A 16,512-nucleotide genomic window follows, 5' to 3' on the forward strand; every position below is an offset into this window, starting at 1 on the left:
AGATGCAGCGGGTTCTTGCGGAACGACTTTGGACAGCCCTCGGTGGCCAGGCCGAACGCCTGAGTCACCTGGCCTCTCGCAGCGAAGGCTCCCTGCCTTCGGCATTCTTCGTCACCGAACTGGCCGCCGCCAGCATAGCCAGCGCCGGACTGGCACTGGGCGAGTGGCTGGAGCCGGAAGGTGGCGCGGCGACCTCCATGGTCGTGGACCGCCGTTTGGCTTCCTTCTGGTTCTCCACCTCCTTGCGGCCTCAGGGCTGGACAGTGCCCGACCTCTGGGATGCGATCGCCGGTAACTACCGCACACGTGACGGCTGGATCCGCCTGCACACCAATGCTCCGCACCACCGCGCCGCCGCACTTCGAGTCCTCGGCGCCGAGAATCAGCGCGATCAGGTCGCCAGCGCCGTGGCCGGTTGGGAGGCGGGCGAGCTGGAGCTGGCGATCGTCAGGGAGGGCGGCTGCGCGGCCGAGATGCGCTCGTGGGATGCCTGGAAACAGCACCCGCAAGGCATCGCCGTGGCTCGCGAGCCTCTCGTGTTGCGCGATATCCAACTGGTGTCCGGGCCATCCCTGGACATCGAGATCGACCGCGAACGCCCGCTGGCCGGCCTGCGGGTGCTGGATCTGACCCGTGTACTGGCCGGCCCGGTCGCCACCCGATTCCTTGCCGGCTTCGGTGCCGAGGTACTGCGCATCGACCCGCCGGACTGGGATGAGCCCGGCGTGGTGCCGGAAGTCACCCTGGGCAAGCATTGCGCGCGGCTGGACCTGCGCCAGCCGGCAGGTCGGGAGCGTTTCCAGGACCTGCTCGGCAGCGCCGACGTTCTGGTCCACGGCTATCGGGCCGATGCCCTGGAGCGCCTGGGTTTCGGCGCCGACGTGCGCCGCACCATCGCACCGGGGCTGGTGGACGTCAGCCTGAATGCCTATGGCTGGTCCGGCCCCTGGAGTGAAAGACGTGGCTTCGACAGCCTGGTGCAGATGAGCAGTGGCATCGCCGAAGCAGGGCGCGTGTGGCGTGGCGAGGAAAAGCCCGTACCGTTGCCCGTTCAGGCGCTCGATCACGCGACCGGTTACCTGATTGCTGCCGCCGCTTTACGTGGGTTGGCCGAGCGCCGGCGCAGCGGCCGGGGTAGCCGTTGGAGGCTGTCGCTGGCGCGGACAGCGCAGTTCCTGCTGGAGGCGGGTGTTGCGCCGCCGAACCAGGCGGAGCTGGGTGCGGAAACCGCGGCCGATCTGGCGCCGGGTATCGAAGCCACTCCGTGGGGCCATGCGCGCCGCCTGCGCCCGCCGTTGCAGGTCGCCGGTTCGCCGCTCTTCTGGGAGTTGCCGGCCTCCGAGCTGGGCTGGGTGCCGGCCGTCTGGCAGCCGGTCAGCCCCGGCTGACCTGGAACGCCTCGCCGGTGGCGAAGAAGGCGCCGCCAGCCTGGTAATGGATGGTGCGCAACTCGTCGCTGGGGAAATGCCAGCGACCGTTGGAGAAGGCGCGCTCATCGGCGTAGGCGGCGACCACCTCGGCGATGAACAGGTCGTATTTCTCCTGGTTGTGCGGCTCGCTGATCACCTTGCATTCCAGATAGGCGACGCAGCCGTCGACCACCGGTGCGTCGACCTGCTTCGCACGCGAAACACCAATGTCCAGTTGCTCGAACTTGTTGCCCTCGCCGCCGTTGCTCGACCCTACCGCCAGGGTCAGCTCGGCCTGCTGGCGCGTCGGCAGCTGGATGACGAAAGCGCCGGAGCCTTCCACCAGATGACGTGACCAGGTGTTGCGGTCGAGCACCAGCATCAGCTTGGGCGGGTCGAAGTCCAGCGGCATGACCCAGGCGGCGGCCATGACGTTGGCCGTGCCCTGGTGCTCGCAGGTGACGATGGTGCTCGGGCCGTGGTTGAGCAGCAGGTAGGCCTTGTTCAGCGGTACGTCTTTCAGGTGACTCATTCTCGGGTCCTCAGGGCTGGCTCAGAGCAGCAGGCCATCCACCGGTTTCAGCGGTTCCGGCAGGTCGTTTTCACCGAGGATTTCCAGCACGGTGATTTCCAGGTTGCGGCTCATGGCGTCCAGCGGCAGGTCGTTGGGTTGGGTATCGAACGGGTCGGCGATCTGGTCGCCCAGGGCATCCAGACCGAAGAAGGTGTAGGCCAGCACGCAGACGGCCAGCGGGGTGAACCAGCCGATGCTGTCCACCAGGCAGAAGGGCAGCAGGAAGCAGTAGACGTGCACGATGCGGTGCAGCATCAGGATGTAGGGGTAGGGAATCGGCGTGTTGCTGATCCGCTCGCAGCCGCCCAGCACGTACGACAGGCGGGTCATCTGCTGGTCGATGGCTGCCAGGGTGATGTCGCTTGCGCCCGCCGCGCGGCCCTGGTCGGCGAAGCGCTGGCCAAGGTCTGCCAGCAGCGCGTTTGCCGGATTGCGGCGATGAGCGAATGCCGCGGCGTCGTCACCCAGCACACGTTTCACGTCGTCGCCTTGCTCGGTGCCGCGCAACTGGTCGCGCAGGGTGTAGCCGAAGGCGATCAGCGGCTTGCACAGCTGGCGGCGGCTATCGGCATCGAGGTCGGGCAGCAGCGAACGGGTCTGCCGCGCCAGGTTGCGCGTCACGATCAGCAGCTCGCCCCAGAGCGTGCGCGCCTCCCAGAAGCGCTGGTAGGCGACGTTGTTGCGAAAGCCGAGGAAGATCGCCAGCGTCAGCCCCCAGAGGGTGAATGGCGTAGAGGTGATGATCACCTTGTAGTGGTAGAGCGTGCCGTGGGTGGCCACCACCAGGGAGCTCAGCAGCACCGTGTAGAGCACCTTGCGCCAGATGGCCGGGATGATCGAACCCTTGAGCGAGAACAGCAGGACCCAGAGAGTCGGGGTTTGCGGGCGGAGGATCATGCGGCGGCATCCGGTGGGGCGGAGCGCGCATGATAGCCGAGATGAAGGCTCGGGCGACGTGTCGCGGAGTGGGACCTTTGTAGGAGCGAGCTTGCTCGCGAACCGGCCATGTACCGAAGAGATTCGCGAGCAAGCTCGCTCCTACAGAAAAGCGGAACGTCCTGGCGTACCTAGCCCTGTTCGTACAGCTTCACGATCGCCGAGAAGTCCAGCTGGCCGTTGCCCTGGTTGCTGAAGGTCTGGAACAGCTGCTGGGCTAACGCGCCAAGCAGCACCGGCTGGCGAATCTGTCGCGCGGCCTCGCTGGCCAGGCCCAGGTCCTTGAGCATCAGGTCGGTGCCGAAGCCGCCGCTGTAGCCGCGTGCGGCTGGAGCGCCGGTGAGCGGGTTGTTGATCTCCGAGGCCCAGCAGCGGCCGCTGGAGGTGTTGATGATGCCGGCCAGCACTTCGGCGTCCATGCCCAGCTTCACGCCCAGGGACATGGCTTCCGCCACGCCGATCATGGAGATACCCAGCAGCAGGTTGTTCGCCACCTTGGCCACCTGGCCGTTGCCGGCGCCACCGCAGTGCACGATGTTCTTGCCCATGGCGGCCAGCACCGGGCGGGCGCGCTCGAAGTCGGCCTGGTCGCCGCCGACCATGAAGGTCAGGGTGCCGGCCGCGGCGCCAGCCGTACCGCCGGAAACCGGTGCATCGAGCATGGGGTTGCCGTGGGCGAGGGCGGCGGCGGAGACCTCGCGGGCGTTCAGCGGGTCGATGGTGGACGAATCGATGAGCAACACGCCGGATTGCACGTTGGCCAGCAGGCCATCGTCGCCGAGGAACACCTGCTTCACATGGGCGGCGGCGGGCAGCATGGTGATGATCACCTCGACGTCGTCGCGCGCCACTTCGGCCGGCGAGCTGTGTGCGCGTGCGCCCGAAGCTACGGCGGCCTCCACGGCCTTGGCGGAAAGATCGAAGACGCTCAGGTCGAAACCGGCCTTGAGCAGGTTGGCAGCCATGGGGCCGCCCATGTTGCCGAGTCCGATGAAACCGATGCGCATGGGGATTTCCTCTTCTTCTTGTACTGGAAGCGCTCCGTGGTCGGAGCGCCGGAAAGGGTGCCCGCCCGCGTGGTGCCGAATCCGGACCAGCATCCATGCTGAAGTCCGGGTCGGCTCGGGGCAGGCGGGCGGGCAGGCTTTTCTAAGTGATCACTTGAGGTTGATGGTGGTGTTCACCGCACCGCCGACCTCGTTTTCATCGAACCAGCGCTCGGTGACGGTCTTGGTCTGGGTGTAGAACTGCACCACCTGCTTGCCGTACGGGCCGAGGTCGCCGAGCTTGGAGCCGCGCGAGCCGGTGAAGGAGAACAGCGGTACCGGCACCGGGATCGGCACGTTGATGCCCACCTGGCCGACGTCGATTTCCTCCTTGAAGTGCCGTGCGGCAGCGCCGGAGCGGGTGAACAGAGCGGTGCCGTTGCCGTTGGGGTTGGCGTTGATCAGCTCGATGGCCTCGTCGAAGGTCTTGACCGAGACTACGCAAAGCACCGGGCCGAAGATTTCCTCGCGGTAGATGGTCATCTGCGGGGTAACGCCGGAAAACACGGTCGGGCCGACGAAGTTGCCCTTGCCGTAGCCGGCTACTTGCGGATTGCGGCCGTCCAGTTCCAGCGTGGCGCCTTCCTGGGTGCCGCGCTCGATCAGGCCGCTGACGCGGTCCAGCGCCGCGCAGGAAACCAGCGGGCCGACGTCGGTGTTGGCCTCGGTGCCGCCACTCACTTTCAGGGTCCTGGCCTTGGCCACCAGGTCGGGAATCCACTCGTTGGCTTCGCCCACCAGGATTGCCACCGAGACTGCCATGCAGCGTTGCCCGGCGGCGCCGAAGGCTGCGCCGGCAATGGCGTTCAGCGTTTGTTCCTTATTGGCGTCGGGCAGCACCACGGCGTGGTTCTTCGCGCCCATCATGCACTGCACGCGCTTGCCGGCCAGCGAGGCGCGGTTGTAGACGTGGGTGCCGACACGGGTCGAACCGACGAAGGAAACGGCCTTGATGTCCGGGTGATCGCAGATGGCGTTCACCACGTCCGGGCCGCCATGGATGACATTGAGCACGCCCGGCGGCACGCCGGCCTCATGGGCCAATTCGACCAGGCGCATGGTCACCATCGGGTCCTGTTCGGAGGGCTTGAGGACGAAGGTGTTGCCGGTGGCAATGGCCATCGGGAACATCCACAGCGGGATCATCGCCGGGAAGTTGAAGGGGGTGATGCCGGCGCACACGCCGATGGGCTGCAGGATCGTGAAGGTGTCTACGCCACCGGCCACGTTATTGGCCAGTTCGCCCAGTTGCAGGTTGCCGATGGCCGAGGCGTGCTCGACCACCTCCAGACCGCGGAACACGTCGCCTTCGGCGTCGGGCAGGGTCTTGCCCTGTTCGGCGGTGAGGATGGCCGCCAGCTCCTTCATGTTCTCGCGGATCAGTTGCTGGTACTTGAGGAAGATGCGCGCGCGGGCGCCGATGGGGGTCTTCTTCCAGGTCTTGAACGCAGCCTTGGCGCTGGCCACCGCGCGCTCGACTTCCTCGGGCGTGGCGAAGGGCACACGGGCGAGGACTTCCTGGGTGGCGGGGTTGATCACGTCGCGCCATTCGGAGGTGGTGGACTCGACGGGCTTGCCATCGAGGAAGAGTTTGACGGTCGGGACGGCAGGTGCAGTCATCGTGGTTCTCCCAGCCTGAAGGCTTTGTTCTTGTGTGGTCCGATCCTAACAGTGCATTTTTGATGTGCTCAATGAGGTGATGTGCAAGTATGGTCTGCAAATTTGCACAATTGGCGGCACATGGACTGGGACAATCTGCGGTTTTTCCTCGAACTCTCTCGTGCCGGCAAACTCACCGTCGCCGCGCGGCGCCTGGGCGTGGACCACACCACCGTTGCCCGCCGCCTGCAGGCGCTGGAAAAAAGCATCGGCGCGCAATTGCTGGTGCGCGAGCCCGCCGGCTATCGGCTGACCGAAGCCGGGCATGGTCTGTTGCCCCAGGCCGAGGCAATGGAAAGCGCCTGCAAGGTGATCGAGAAACGCCTGGCCGGCACCGAGGACAATCTCTCCGGCAAGGTGCGTATCGGCGCTACCGAGGGCTACGGCTCGACGTTGCTGACCTCGCAGCTGGTAGAGCTGAACCAGCGCCACCCGCATCTGGGTGTCGACTTGCTGGCCGTGCCGCGCGCGCTGCAGCTGTCGCGCCACGAGGCGGATATCGTCATCACCCTGGAGCGGCCCGGGCGCGGCCCTTACCTGATCACCCGGTTGACCGACTACGTATTGCGGCTCTATGCCTCGAAGGCCTACCTCGCCGAACGCGGACCGATCCGCACGCGCGACGACCTGCGCGAGCACGCGCTGGTGGGCTATGTTGACGACCTGCTGTACAGCAAGGAGCTGCAATACCTCGACGAGATCGGCCGGCCGCTGCACATGGCGCTGCGCTGCACCAGCATCCTCGCCCAGCAGCGGGCGGTGGCGGAGGGCGCGGGTTTGGCGATCCTGCCGGCATTTGCAGCGAGCGAAGACCCGTCGCTGCAGCCAGTGCTGGCTGGCGAGATCGAGTTCGTGCGGACGTTCTGGATGCTGATGCCCACGGAGCTCAAGGACATCGCGCGGATGCGCACGACCTGGGATTTCCTGCGGGAGAAGGCCGAGAGCAGCCAGGAAGTGTTGATGGGGCGAGGACACAGGTAGAAGCGAGCTGCTCGCGAACCCGAACACATTTCACCTGCACATACAGGTATGAGGCGGATTCGCGAGCAAGCTCGCTCCTACAGTTCGTGTGCCCCTCAAAGAAAACGGGCGGCCAATGGGCCGCCCGTTCTGCGTTACGCCAGGCCGACGTAAAGGTTCTGCACGTCGTCGTTGCCGTCCAGGGCGTCGAGGAAGGCTTCGACTTCCTCCAGTTCCGCGCCGGACAGGCTGACCGGGTTTTTCGCCTTGTAGCCGAGTTTGGCCGAGGCGACGGTGAAGCCATGCTCGGGCAGGGCGCGGCAGACGGCGTCCAGATCGGTGGAGTCGGTGAGGAACAGGGTGTCGCCGTCTTCCTCGCCCGGCTCGAAGTCCTGGGCACCGGCTTCGATGGCGGCCAGTTCCGGGTCGGCGTCAGTGCTGGCCGGGGTGGCCTCGACCAGGCCCAGGTAATCGAAGTCCCAGGATACCGAGCCGGAAGCGCCCAACTGGCCCTTGCGGAACAGCACGCGGATTTCGGCGATGGTGCGGTTCACGTTGTCGGTCAGGCACTCGACGATCACCGGCACGCGGTGCGGCGCGAAGCCTTCGTAGACCACGCGCTCGAAGGTGGCGGCGCCGTCCAGCAGGCCGGCGCCCTTCTTGATCGCGCGCTCCAGGGTGTCGCGGGGCATCGAGGCCTTCTTCGCCTGTTCGACGACCAGGCGCAGTTTCGGGTTCATGTCCGGGTCGGCGCCATTGCGCGCGGCGATCATGATTTCCTTCGACAGTTTGCCGAACACGCGGCCCTTGGCGTTGGCGGCGACTTCTTTATGTTTGGCTTTCCACTGGGCGCCCATAGTCGATCTCTTGCTGGCGGTTGCTGATGGGCGGCAAGTCTAAGGCCTCGCGCGGACTCTGGCGATATTTGCGGCGATATCCGGCAGCTCAGCGCGGCGCCGGCACCGCGAAGACCGCACTGGCCTGGGCCACCACCTTGTCTCCCACCGACAGCAGCGCGTTGGCAAAAGCCATCTGCCGGCCGCGCCGGCTGTGCAGCAGGCGGATGCTCAGCCAGTCGCCGACCTGGGCGCTGGAAACGTAATCCAGGGTCAGGCTGGCGGTGACCAGCGGTTGCGGCGGCTGGCTGGAGAAGGCCATGGCGTAGCCCATGCCGATGTCCGCCAGGGTAGCGAGAATGCCGCCATGCACGCCGCCGCGGCTGTTGGTGTGGCGCTCGTCCAGCAGCAGGCCCAGCTCCAGCGAATCGCCTTCGCCACGCACCAGGAAGGGACCGAGCAGGTCGAGCAGCGGGTTGCGTCGTTGCAGCGGCTGGAAACCCTCGGGATAGCCCAGATCGGCGAAAGCGTTCATTGCCAGCCTCCGGTGTGCTGTTGCAGCACGGCGCGCACGGTTTCGATCACCCGTTGCGGCACCTGGTAGTCGGGGTGCGCGCGGAACACCGCCGCGGCGTCGGCCAGGCGGGTGAGGGCAAGCAGTTCGCTTTCGGCCTTGCGGGTGTCGTTCACGCCGGCCGGCAGGGCCAGCGCCTGGCGCTCGCAGGAGCAGGGCGCCTGGGGATTCACCAGCCCGCAATGCTGCTGCATGAAGTCATCCAGCCGCTGGCGCGCCCGCGACAGGCGCTTGCGGTAGGTCGCCGGTTCGACCTCCAGCACGGCGGCGGCGGTTTCCGAATCCAGGCCGAAGGCGATATCCAGCACGTAGGCCAGGCGCTGTTCACGCTCCAGGCACATCAGCATGCCCTGGGTGCAGGCCAGCGCGATGCGTTCGGCGGCCAGCTTGTCCGCCGGTTCCAGCGGGCGCTCGTTGGCCTCGGCCAGACGCAGGCCTAGGTCGAGCTTCTCCGCCAGGGCTTCCAGCGACACGGTGGGCGTCTCGCGGACCTTGGTGCGCGCGGTCAGCAGCGCATTGCTGGCGATGCGGAAGGCCCAGGTGGAGAACTGGCTGTCGCCACGAAAGCTGGCGAGGTGCGTGGTGATGCGCAGGAGGATTTCCTGGCTGGCGTCCTGGGCGTCTTCGCGGCGGCCGAGCATGCGCAGGGCGAGGTTGTAGACCGGCGCCTGCAAGGCCAGCAGCAGCGCGTCGAGGGCAGCGGGTTCGCCCCGCTGGGCACATTGCAGTTGCTCGGGTTCGATGGCTGGGAATTTCACGGTGTCCTCCTGACGTGGCCGGGGAAATTCCGGCTCTTCTTCCTTGGACTCGGCGTGCGCGAGTTTTGTGACCGCCCTCAGCCCTGCTGGGAAAGAAAAGCGTACAGCCGCTCGTCCAGGGAATGCGCCACGTTGAAGCGCATCCACGGCACGCTGCGGCCATCGGGCATGAACAGCTGGCCGGGGAACAGCAGAATCTTCGCCTCCTTGGCGCGGCTGGCGAGCAGGGTGGCGTCGTCCACCGCGCGGTGCCGGGCCCAGAGGAACAACCCGGCGCGGGGCTCGTGGAAGATTTCCAGGCCGGCCGCTTCCAGACGCCGCGCCACGCTGTCGTGGGCTTCGCCAAGCTGGTCGCGCAACTGCCGTACGTGCTTGCGGTGGCGGCCTTGCAGGAGGATGTCCAGGGCCAGGGTCTCGGTGAGTTCCGAGCTGGTCAGGCCGCTGACCATCTTCAGCGGCACCAGCTCTTCGATCAGCTCCGGGTGGGCGGCGATGAAACCGGTGCGCAGTGCGGGTGCAATGACTTTCGACAGGCTGCCGATGTAGATCACCCGCGCCAGCTGGTCGAGGTTGGCCAGCAGCATCTGGCCGGCCGGGTCGAGGTCGGCGTAGATATCGTTCTCGACGATGAGGAAATCGTACTTTTCCGCCAGTTGCAGCAGTCGGTGCGCGGCGGCCAGGGACAGGCTGCCGCCGGTGGGGCTCTGCAGGCGCGCCTGGGTGAAATAGACCTTGGGCCGGTGCTCGCGGGCCAGTTGCTCCAGGCGGTCGAGGTCCAGCCCGTCGGCGCTGCGCGGCACTCCGAGCAGTTGCGCACCTTGCAGGCGCAGGTTGAGGAACAGGTTGTGGTAGCCGGGTTCGTCCACCAGCACCGGGTCGCCGCGCTGCACCAGGTAGCGCACGGTGAGGTCCAGCGCCTGGCTGGCGCCAGCGGTCAGCAGGATCTGTTCGGGGCTGGCGGCGACGCCGGCGTCGCCCATGCGGTCGGCGAGCTTGCCGCGCAGCTTCAGGTTTCCCTTGCTGTGACCATAGTTGCCGAACTGGGTCGGTTCTTCCCGCGCCAGGCTGCGCAGCCCGCGCTGCAGGCCTTCGCCATCCAGCCAGTGTTCCGGCAGCAGACCGACGCCGGGGCGAATCTCCATGCCCAGCGGCTGGAAGACCTTGTGCAGCAGCAAGTGCGCGTCGAAGTCGAATTCCGTCGGTGCCTCGGCGCTGGCGCTGTCCTCGACCGCCGGGCCGCGCACGTAGAAGCCGGCATTGGGCACCGCGTTCAGGCAGCCGCGCGCCACCAGCCGGTCGTAGGCCTCCACCACGGTGAAGTGGCTGACGCCATTGGCCTGGGCGAACTTGCGGATCGATGGCAGCTTGGCGCCTGCGCGCAGGCGCTGCTCGTCGATGGCCTGGGCGATGCCGTCGACGATCTGGGTGACCAGGGGAATGTCCGAGGTGGGGTCGAGCAACAGCATCCGAAGGTCCGATTCTTGTGAGGAAGGATCTGTACAGGTCGATGGACCATAACAGCACTGCAAATTCTGCAGGGTGCCTGTGCATGGTGCGGGCGGGGCGCGCCCAGCACACTCGGTCCCAGACGGCGGCAATACGCCGCACAGCCTGACAGAACAACAAGGACCACCCGTCATGCGTGACACAGCTTACAACATCGATCCGTCGAGTATTTCCGCCGAAGAGTGGCAGGCCCGCTGCGACCTCGCCGCGCTGTATCGCCTGATCGCGCACTTCCGCTGGACCGACCACATCGACACCCACATCTCCGCGCGGGTGCCGGGCGAGCCGGGCCACTACCTGATCAACCGCTACGGCGTGCTGTTCCATGAAATGCGCGCCTCCGACCTGGTGAAGGTCGACCATGCGGGCGACGTCATCGACCCACGCTTTGGTCCGAAAAGCGTCAATCGTGCCGGCTTCAACATCCATTCTGCGGTGCACGCTGCTCGCGAAGACGTGGCTTGCGTGATCCACACCCACACCGCCGCCGGCATCGCGGTATCCGCCCAGGAAGACGGCCTGCTGCCGATCAGCCAGCACGCGCTGAAGTTCTATAACCGCCTGGGCTACCACGACTACGAAGGCATCGCCCTGGACCCGGACGAGCGCTCGCGCCTGGTCAACGACCTGGGCAGCCACATGGTGATGATCCTGCGCAATCACGGCCTGCTGGCCACCGGGCGTTGCATCGCCGAAGCCTTCAACCAGATCTACTTCCTCGAACGCGCCTGCCAGGCGCAGGTCCAGGCCCTGGCTGGCGGTCGCCAGTTGCGCTACCCGGCGCCCGCGGTATGCGAGCGCGTTGCCGTGCAGGAAGAGGAGGCGCTGGTCGACGGCCTGCACCTGCTGGCCTGGGAGTCGGCGCTGCGCCTGATCGAGGACGGTGAGGCGGTCTACCGCACCTGACCCTGTTATCGTGCCCCGGTCCGCAGAGGCCGGGCGCCTGCGTGCTTAAGCAATCTGCCAACAACAAAGCCAAGAGGTGGAAATGAAGAACCCGATTCTGGGAGCCCTGCTCATGGGCGTGGCGTCCGGCGCCATGGCTGCTGACCTGACCGTGATCTCCTTCGGCGGCACCAGCAAGGATGTACAGACCGAAGCCTTCTACAAACCCTTCGAGAAGAAGGAAGGCATGAAGGTGATCGCCGGCGAGTACAACGGCGAAATGGGCAAGATCAAGGCGATGGTCGACACCGGCAGCGTCAACTGGGACGTCGTCCAGGTGGAAGGCCCGGAGCTGCTGCGTGGCTGCGAAGACGGCCTGTTCGAACAGCTCGACCCGGCGATTCTCGGCAAGGCCGAGGACTACGTGCCCGGCACCATCTCCGACTGCGGCGCCGGCCTGCTGGTCTGGTCGATGGCCATGGTCTACGACGGCAAGCGCTTCGCCAACGGCCCCACCGGCTGGACGGACTTCTGGGATACCAAGAAATTCCCCGGCAAACGCTCGCTGCGCAAGGGCGCCAAGTACACCCTGGAGATCGCCCTGCTGGCCGACGGCGTGAAGAAGGAAGACCTGTACAAGGAGCTGGCGACGAAAGAGGGCGTGGACCGCGCGTTCAAGAAGCTCGATGAGATCAAGCCGTCGATCCAGTGGTGGGAGTCCGGCGCGCAGCCGATGCAGTTCATCGCCAGCGGCGACGTGGCCATGAGCACCGCCTACAACGGCCGCGCCTTCGCCGCCCAGGAAGAGGGCGCGCCGATGAAAGTGGTATGGAACGGCAGCCTCCTCGCCATCGATTCCTGGGCGATCCCCAAGGGCAGTCCGAACAAGAAGGCCGCCGAGGACTTCATCGCCTTCTCGCTCCAACCTGAGCAGCAGAAGATCCATACCGTGAAGCTGGGCTACGGCTCGGTGAACCTGGGAACGACCAAGCTCCTGGATCCGAAGCTGCTCGAACGCCTGAATACTGCTCCGGAAAACCTGGAGCAGGCGGTCCCGGTGAACTTCGAGTTCTGGGTCGACCACGGCGAGGACCTGGAACAGCGCTTCAACGCCTGGGCGGCGAAGGGCTGACCGCAGCGGCGCGGGTAATACTGCCCGCGCCGCGGAGGGGAACGTCTGGTATTCGGCCTGACGTCAGTCGGGTTCGCGAGCAAGCTCGTTCCTACAAGGTCGCACCGACATTTGCCTGTAGGAGCGAGCTTGCTCGCGAATCGCTTCCTGCCGTTGTAGCCGTCAAGCCTTGCGCCAGACGCTCGCCAGCCAGGGCTGCTGCTCGCGAGGCAGGCCGGCGGGGCGGTAGTAGTGTTCCAACTCGCGGAAACCCGCGGCTTCCAGCAAGCGCGTCCAGTTCTGCAGATCGTGGTAAGAGCCATAGCGCCCGCCATTCCAGCCCTCCTGGTTCTCCCCGCGCGGATTGGAGCTGAACAACACGCCACCCGGCTTCAGCGCCGCCTGCAACTGGCCGAGCACGCGTGGCAGTTCATTGCGCGGGACGTGGAACAGGCTGGCATTGGCATAGATGCCATCGAAGCGCCCGGCGGGCAGGTCGAGAGCCAGGAAGTCCTGCTGCCAGACCTCGCAGCCGCTGGCTTCGCGGGCCATGGCGACGAAGTCGGCGCAGCCGTCCAGGCCGACGGGTTCATGCCCCAGACGCTTCAGCGCACACAGGTCGCGCCCCGGGCCGCAGCCGAAGTCGAGCAGGGCGAAGGGCGCATCGCCCTGGATGTGCCGCAGCAGCGCGGCGATGTTCTGGGTGACATCGTGGTCCCAGGTACCTTCGCGAAACGCTTCGGCGCGCTCCTGGTAATGCTGCAGGGTCACGCGGGTGATATCGCGCAGGATCGGGTCTTCGGGGTTCATGGCGGTGATCGGTCAGGACGAGATATCTGATTCTACAGCGGCAATGCCCCTGCACGAATACGGGTCCAAAGGCGCCCGGATCGGCCCGCCTCCTGCGCACACAATTTGAAAGTCGGCCTCGGGGCGCGGTGCATTCAGGCGCGGCCCTAAACTGAGGCATTGCCTTCACGGATCACCGACATGCCCCAGCGCTGCAGCCCCATCGATCAACTTGCCAGCCTCCCCTGGCCCAAACTCGCCGCGCAGCTCGACGCCGACGGTCACGCGTTGATCCCAGGCCTGCTCGACAAGGCGCAATGCGAAGCCCTGCGCGCGCTTTACGAGCAGGACGCGCCGTTTCGCAGCCGGGTGATCATGGCCCGGCACAACTTCGGCCTCGGTGAGTACCGTTACTTTGCCTATCCCTTGCCGGCCCTGCTGCAGGCGTTGCGCGAAGCCTTCTATCCGCCACTGTGCGCCATCGCCAACTCCTGGCACGAGCGCATGGGTAGCGGCATCCATTACCCGCCGGAGCACGCCGACTTCCTCGCTCAATGCCATGCCGCCGGGCAGCGGCGGCCGACGCCCTTGCTGCTGCGCTATCGCTCCGGCGATTACAACTGCCTGCACCAGGACCTGTACGGGGAGCTGGCCTTCCCGCTGCAGGTGGCGATCCTGCTGTCGCAACCGGGCGAGGAGTTCGAGGGCGGCGAGTTCGTCCTCACCGAGCAGCGGCCGCGCATGCAGTCGCGGGTGGCGGTGGTGCCGCTCAGGCAAGGCGATGCCGTGGTGTTCGCCGTGGCCCAGCGGCCGGTACAGGGCGTGCGCGGCTACCACCGGGTCAACCTGCGCCATGGCGTCAGCCGCCTGCATACCGGCGAGCGCTTCACCCTCGGGGGTGATCTTCCACGATGCGCTGTGAGGAGTAGCATGGATCGGTCCAGGGAGCCGGGAGAAAGACATGCACTACGAAGTGATTCAACGCCATCGCAGCGAATACCCCGCGCCCATCACCTTCGCCAAGGGCGCGCCGTTGTTCGTCGGCGAACGCTACGAAGGCGCCGAGGGCTGGGAGGACTGGTACTTCTGCTCCACGCCGGGGCAGCGCGAGGGCTGGGTGCCGGCGCAGGTCTTCAACATGACCGCGCCGGGCGCCGGGGTGGCGATGGAGGATTACACCGCCCGCGAACTCGACGTGGAGGTCGGCGAGCGGCTCGAAGGCGGCCGCGAGCTGGGTGGCTGGCTCTGGTGCATCCGCTCCGGCGGCGAGGCCGGCTGGGTGCCGCTGGATTGCCTGCAGGAGGTCAGCGCCTGACCCGGTAACGGGGTCAGGCCTTGTAGCGGCGCCCGGCGTGCTGCCTGAGCCAGGCCATCAGCCCGCGCTGCTGTACCACCGTGGGTTGTTCGACCAGCAATGCGGCGCTGGCCTTCTGCCGGAAGTCCAGCAGTCGGCCCATGGCCTCGGCGATCTCCTGGCGCGCTTCCATGCAGGGCGCCAGGGTTTCCTTGTCGATGTAATAGGCAGCGCCGTCGCTGATGGCGGTGAATTGCGCCTGCCAGCCGGAGCCGGTGAGCACGCCGGCTTCGCCGAAGACTTCGCCCGGCCCCATGCGTCCGGCCTCGATGCTCTGGGCGTCCTGGGGCAGGGTGACGCTGACGACGCCCGAGTCGATGATCAGCAGGCGGTCGCTGACATCCCCCGGCGCCAGCAGCACTTCACCGCGTTTGAAGGGCCGGCGCTGCATGCGGTTCGCCAGTTCGTCACGCTCCTCGTCCCGCAGCGCATCGAACAGCCCCGAGCGCACCAGCAACGCCCGCGCCCGCGAGGCGCTTTCGCGCATCGGTGCGTCGGCTTCGGCCAGCAGGTTGATGCCGGCGGCCTGCAGGTGGCGGTAGGCAAGGTCGAACAGCTGGTTGCGTACCTCGCGCTTCTCGCCCATGGCGGCGACGAAGCCGCTCATCTCGTACTCCACGCCATCGGGCGCCGACTTGCGCACGCTTACTGCCGGCGCTGGGTTGGCCAGCAGGGCGCGGCAGCCGCCGAGGGCGTGCTCCAGCGCCTCGATCACCTTGCGCGGGCGAATATGCGGGCTGACCGTCAGGCTCACGCTGACGCCATACAGGTTCGCCGGACGGCTCAGGTTGAGCACCTTGGCCCTGGCGGCGAGGGAGTTTGGCACCACGGCCAGCGTGCCCTGGGAGGTCTGCAGGTAGGTGGAGCGCCAGTCGATCTCGGTGACCTTGCCCTCGATGCCGTCGATGGAGATCCAGTCGTCCAGCTGGTACGGCTTGGTGGTGTTCAGCACGATGCCGGAGAACACATCGCTCAGGGTGCTCTGCAGCGCGAGGCCGAGGACGATGGCGACCACCCCGGAAGTTGCCAGCAGGCCTTTCACCGGTAGCTCCAGTACATAGCCGGCGGCAGCGATGATGGCGACCAGGAAGATCAGCGCGCCGACCACGTCCTGCAGCAGCCGCCCGCCATGGCCGATGCGCTGCACCAGCAGGAAGCCCAGCACGACCGTCAGGCAGCGCGCGGAGAACAGCCACCAGATGATTTGCACGGCGGTGGCGACCATGTGGCTGGGCAGGTCGTCCGCCCAGGGCGCGGCGCGCAGCGGGTTCATCCCGGCGTTGAACAGCAGCAGGCTGAACAGCAGGAAGCCGACCAGCCGCACGGCCAGGCGCCAATGCGGATGGGCCGGACCGACCAGCCGCCAGAGCAGCAGGTCGATCAGCAGCAGGAAGGGAGCGGCGAACAGTGGGTGGCTAGTGAGCAGGGCGGGCATCGAGCCTCTCCTTGGAGCGATCGCAAGAAGATGGCACAGAAAGCGCTTTCTGGCAGCGGCCTCAGCTCGGGTTGTGCGGGTTCACCAGCTTCAGCCATTCATCGGTCTCGACTTCGCCGGCGATGCGCAACCGCGGCTGGGCCTCGTCGAACAGCACCAGCGCGCTGCCGTACTCGGGCGTGTCGGTCTCGCGCACCTTGAGGTTCTCGCGCAGCAGGTCGAAGCATTCGCTGTGGGTGACCAGCACCAGGTTGCGATGCGCGGCCTTGTGTTCGCGGATCTGCGCGGCGAGGTCGCCGTCCTTGCAGGTGAGCAGCCAGTCCTGGCGCGCCACGTCGCGGTCGAACATCAGGTCGGCGGTCTGCATGGTGCGGTTGGCCGGGCTGCTGTAGATGTCGGTGGCGGTCAGGCCCAGGCGGGCGATGCTCTCGCCCATGCTCCGGGCCAGGGCGGCGGCACGCGCGGTGATGCCGTCGGCGGCGCCCAGGCACTCGGCGCTGGAACGGTCGCAGCGCTCCATGTGGCGCACCAGCAGGACGACTCCGCCACGGGCCCAGTTCTGTGCGAACAGGCTGCTGCCGGGCACGTCCTCCAGTGGCGAGGGCAGTGAGCGCCAGGCCACCAGGGCGAGGGTGGTGCAGGTCAGCAGGGAAACGGCCAGAAGGCGAAGGCGGGGCAAG

Annotated in this window: 16 protein-coding genes and 1 pseudogene; 6 read left to right on the forward strand and 11 right to left on the reverse strand. The window is 66.7% G+C overall.

Going from position 1 to position 16,512, the window contains the following annotated elements:
- The first annotated feature begins 2 nt into the window (after positions 1-2).
- Positions 3-1,388, forward strand: coding sequence for a CoA transferase (locus G4G71_RS14755; RefSeq protein ID WP_169938703.1), 1,386 nt, complete (start codon positions 3-5; stop codon positions 1,386-1,388).
- Here the strand turns inward: G4G71_RS14755 and G4G71_RS14760 are convergent.
- The 4 genes from G4G71_RS14760 to G4G71_RS14775 form a co-directional block, all read right to left on the reverse strand.
- Entirely contained in the window at positions 1,375-1,941 is a 567-nt protein-coding gene (locus tag G4G71_RS14760) for a flavin reductase family protein (RefSeq protein WP_169887184.1), read from the reverse strand. The genes G4G71_RS14755 and G4G71_RS14760 overlap by 14 nt on opposite strands.
- Before the next feature lie 21 nt (positions 1,942-1,962).
- Positions 1,963-2,880, reverse strand: coding sequence for a bestrophin family protein (locus tag G4G71_RS14765; protein ID WP_169938704.1), 918 nt, complete (start codon positions 2,878-2,880; stop codon positions 1,963-1,965).
- A 170-nt stretch (positions 2,881-3,050) separates the two neighbouring features.
- A complete protein-coding gene (gene mmsB, locus G4G71_RS14770; protein WP_169938705.1) occupies positions 3,051-3,926 on the reverse strand; it encodes a 3-hydroxyisobutyrate dehydrogenase in 876 nt (291 codons plus the stop codon).
- A 150-nt stretch (positions 3,927-4,076) separates the two neighbouring features.
- The gene (locus G4G71_RS14775) at positions 4,077-5,585 is read right to left on the reverse strand and encodes a CoA-acylating methylmalonate-semialdehyde dehydrogenase (protein WP_169938706.1); all 1,509 of its coding nucleotides are present in this window, start codon (positions 5,583-5,585) and stop codon (positions 4,077-4,079) included.
- A gap of 120 nt (positions 5,586-5,705) precedes the next feature.
- Here G4G71_RS14775 and G4G71_RS14780 point away from each other — a divergent pair, with 120 nt between their 5' ends.
- Positions 5,706-6,605 carry a LysR family transcriptional regulator gene (locus G4G71_RS14780; protein WP_169938707.1) on the forward strand — a complete coding sequence of 300 codons (900 nt, stop codon included), beginning with the start codon at positions 5,706-5,708 and terminating at the stop codon, positions 6,603-6,605.
- Positions 6,606-6,739: 134 nt separating this feature from the next.
- Here the strand turns inward: G4G71_RS14780 and G4G71_RS14785 are convergent, their stop codons facing one another.
- From G4G71_RS14785 to G4G71_RS14800, 4 genes are all read right to left on the reverse strand, one after another.
- Positions 6,740-7,441, reverse strand: coding sequence for a YebC/PmpR family DNA-binding transcriptional regulator (locus G4G71_RS14785; RefSeq protein ID WP_169938708.1), 702 nt, complete (start codon positions 7,439-7,441; stop codon positions 6,740-6,742).
- A gap of 88 nt (positions 7,442-7,529) precedes the next feature.
- Complete coding sequence (locus G4G71_RS14790; RefSeq protein ID WP_169938709.1) at positions 7,530-7,955, reverse strand: PaaI family thioesterase; 426 nt, start codon at positions 7,953-7,955, stop codon at positions 7,530-7,532.
- Positions 7,952-8,752 (reverse strand): RNA polymerase sigma factor, encoded by an 801-nt coding sequence (locus G4G71_RS14795; protein ID WP_169938710.1) that lies wholly within the window; start codon positions 8,750-8,752, stop codon positions 7,952-7,954. Before G4G71_RS14795 ends, G4G71_RS14790 begins: the two co-directional genes overlap by 4 nt.
- Positions 8,753-8,829: 77 nt before the next feature.
- Positions 8,830-10,218 carry an aminotransferase-like domain-containing protein gene (locus G4G71_RS14800; protein ID WP_169938711.1) on the reverse strand — a complete coding sequence of 463 codons (1,389 nt, stop codon included), beginning with the start codon at positions 10,216-10,218 and terminating at the stop codon, positions 8,830-8,832.
- 172 nt (positions 10,219-10,390) lie between these two features.
- Here G4G71_RS14800 and G4G71_RS14805 point away from each other — a divergent pair, with 172 nt between their 5' ends.
- Positions 10,391-11,164, forward strand: coding sequence for a class II aldolase/adducin family protein (locus tag G4G71_RS14805; protein WP_024764407.1), 774 nt, complete (start codon positions 10,391-10,393; stop codon positions 11,162-11,164).
- An 82-nt stretch (positions 11,165-11,246) separates the two neighbouring features.
- Positions 11,247-12,275 carry an ABC transporter substrate-binding protein gene (locus G4G71_RS14810; protein WP_169938712.1) on the forward strand — a complete coding sequence of 343 codons (1,029 nt, stop codon included), beginning with the start codon at positions 11,247-11,249 and terminating at the stop codon, positions 12,273-12,275.
- A gap of 162 nt (positions 12,276-12,437) precedes the next feature.
- Here the strand turns inward: G4G71_RS14810 and G4G71_RS14815 are convergent, their stop codons facing one another.
- Positions 12,438-13,064 (reverse strand): class I SAM-dependent methyltransferase, encoded by a 627-nt coding sequence (locus G4G71_RS14815; RefSeq protein WP_169938713.1) that lies wholly within the window; start codon positions 13,062-13,064, stop codon positions 12,438-12,440.
- A 180-nt stretch (positions 13,065-13,244) separates the two neighbouring features.
- Between G4G71_RS14815 and G4G71_RS14820 the strand changes: the two are divergent.
- Both G4G71_RS14820 and G4G71_RS14825 read left to right on the forward strand, forming a co-directional pair.
- Positions 13,245-13,965 (forward strand): annotated as a pseudogene (locus G4G71_RS14820) (2OG-Fe(II) oxygenase).
- 39 nt (positions 13,966-14,004) lie between these two features.
- Positions 14,005-14,358, forward strand: coding sequence for an SH3 domain-containing protein (locus G4G71_RS14825; protein WP_169938714.1), 354 nt, complete (start codon positions 14,005-14,007; stop codon positions 14,356-14,358).
- A gap of 13 nt (positions 14,359-14,371) precedes the next feature.
- Here G4G71_RS14825 and G4G71_RS14830 read toward each other — a convergent pair whose 3' ends face one another.
- Both G4G71_RS14830 and pmrG read right to left on the reverse strand, forming a co-directional pair.
- Entirely contained in the window at positions 14,372-15,832 is a 1,461-nt protein-coding gene (locus tag G4G71_RS14830) for a mechanosensitive ion channel domain-containing protein (protein WP_169938715.1), read from the reverse strand.
- Between the two features lie 61 nt (positions 15,833-15,893).
- The gene (gene pmrG / locus G4G71_RS14835; RefSeq protein WP_169938716.1) at positions 15,894-16,511 is read right to left on the reverse strand and encodes a lipopolysaccharide core heptose(II)-phosphate phosphatase PmrG; all 618 of its coding nucleotides are present in this window, start codon (positions 16,509-16,511) and stop codon (positions 15,894-15,896) included.
- Between the last annotated feature and the right edge of the window lies 1 nt (position 16,512).

Origin of the sequence: Pseudomonas multiresinivorans, assembly GCF_012971725.1 — a bacterium.
In the GTDB taxonomy this organism is placed as follows: domain Bacteria; phylum Pseudomonadota; class Gammaproteobacteria; order Pseudomonadales; family Pseudomonadaceae; genus Pseudomonas; species Pseudomonas multiresinivorans.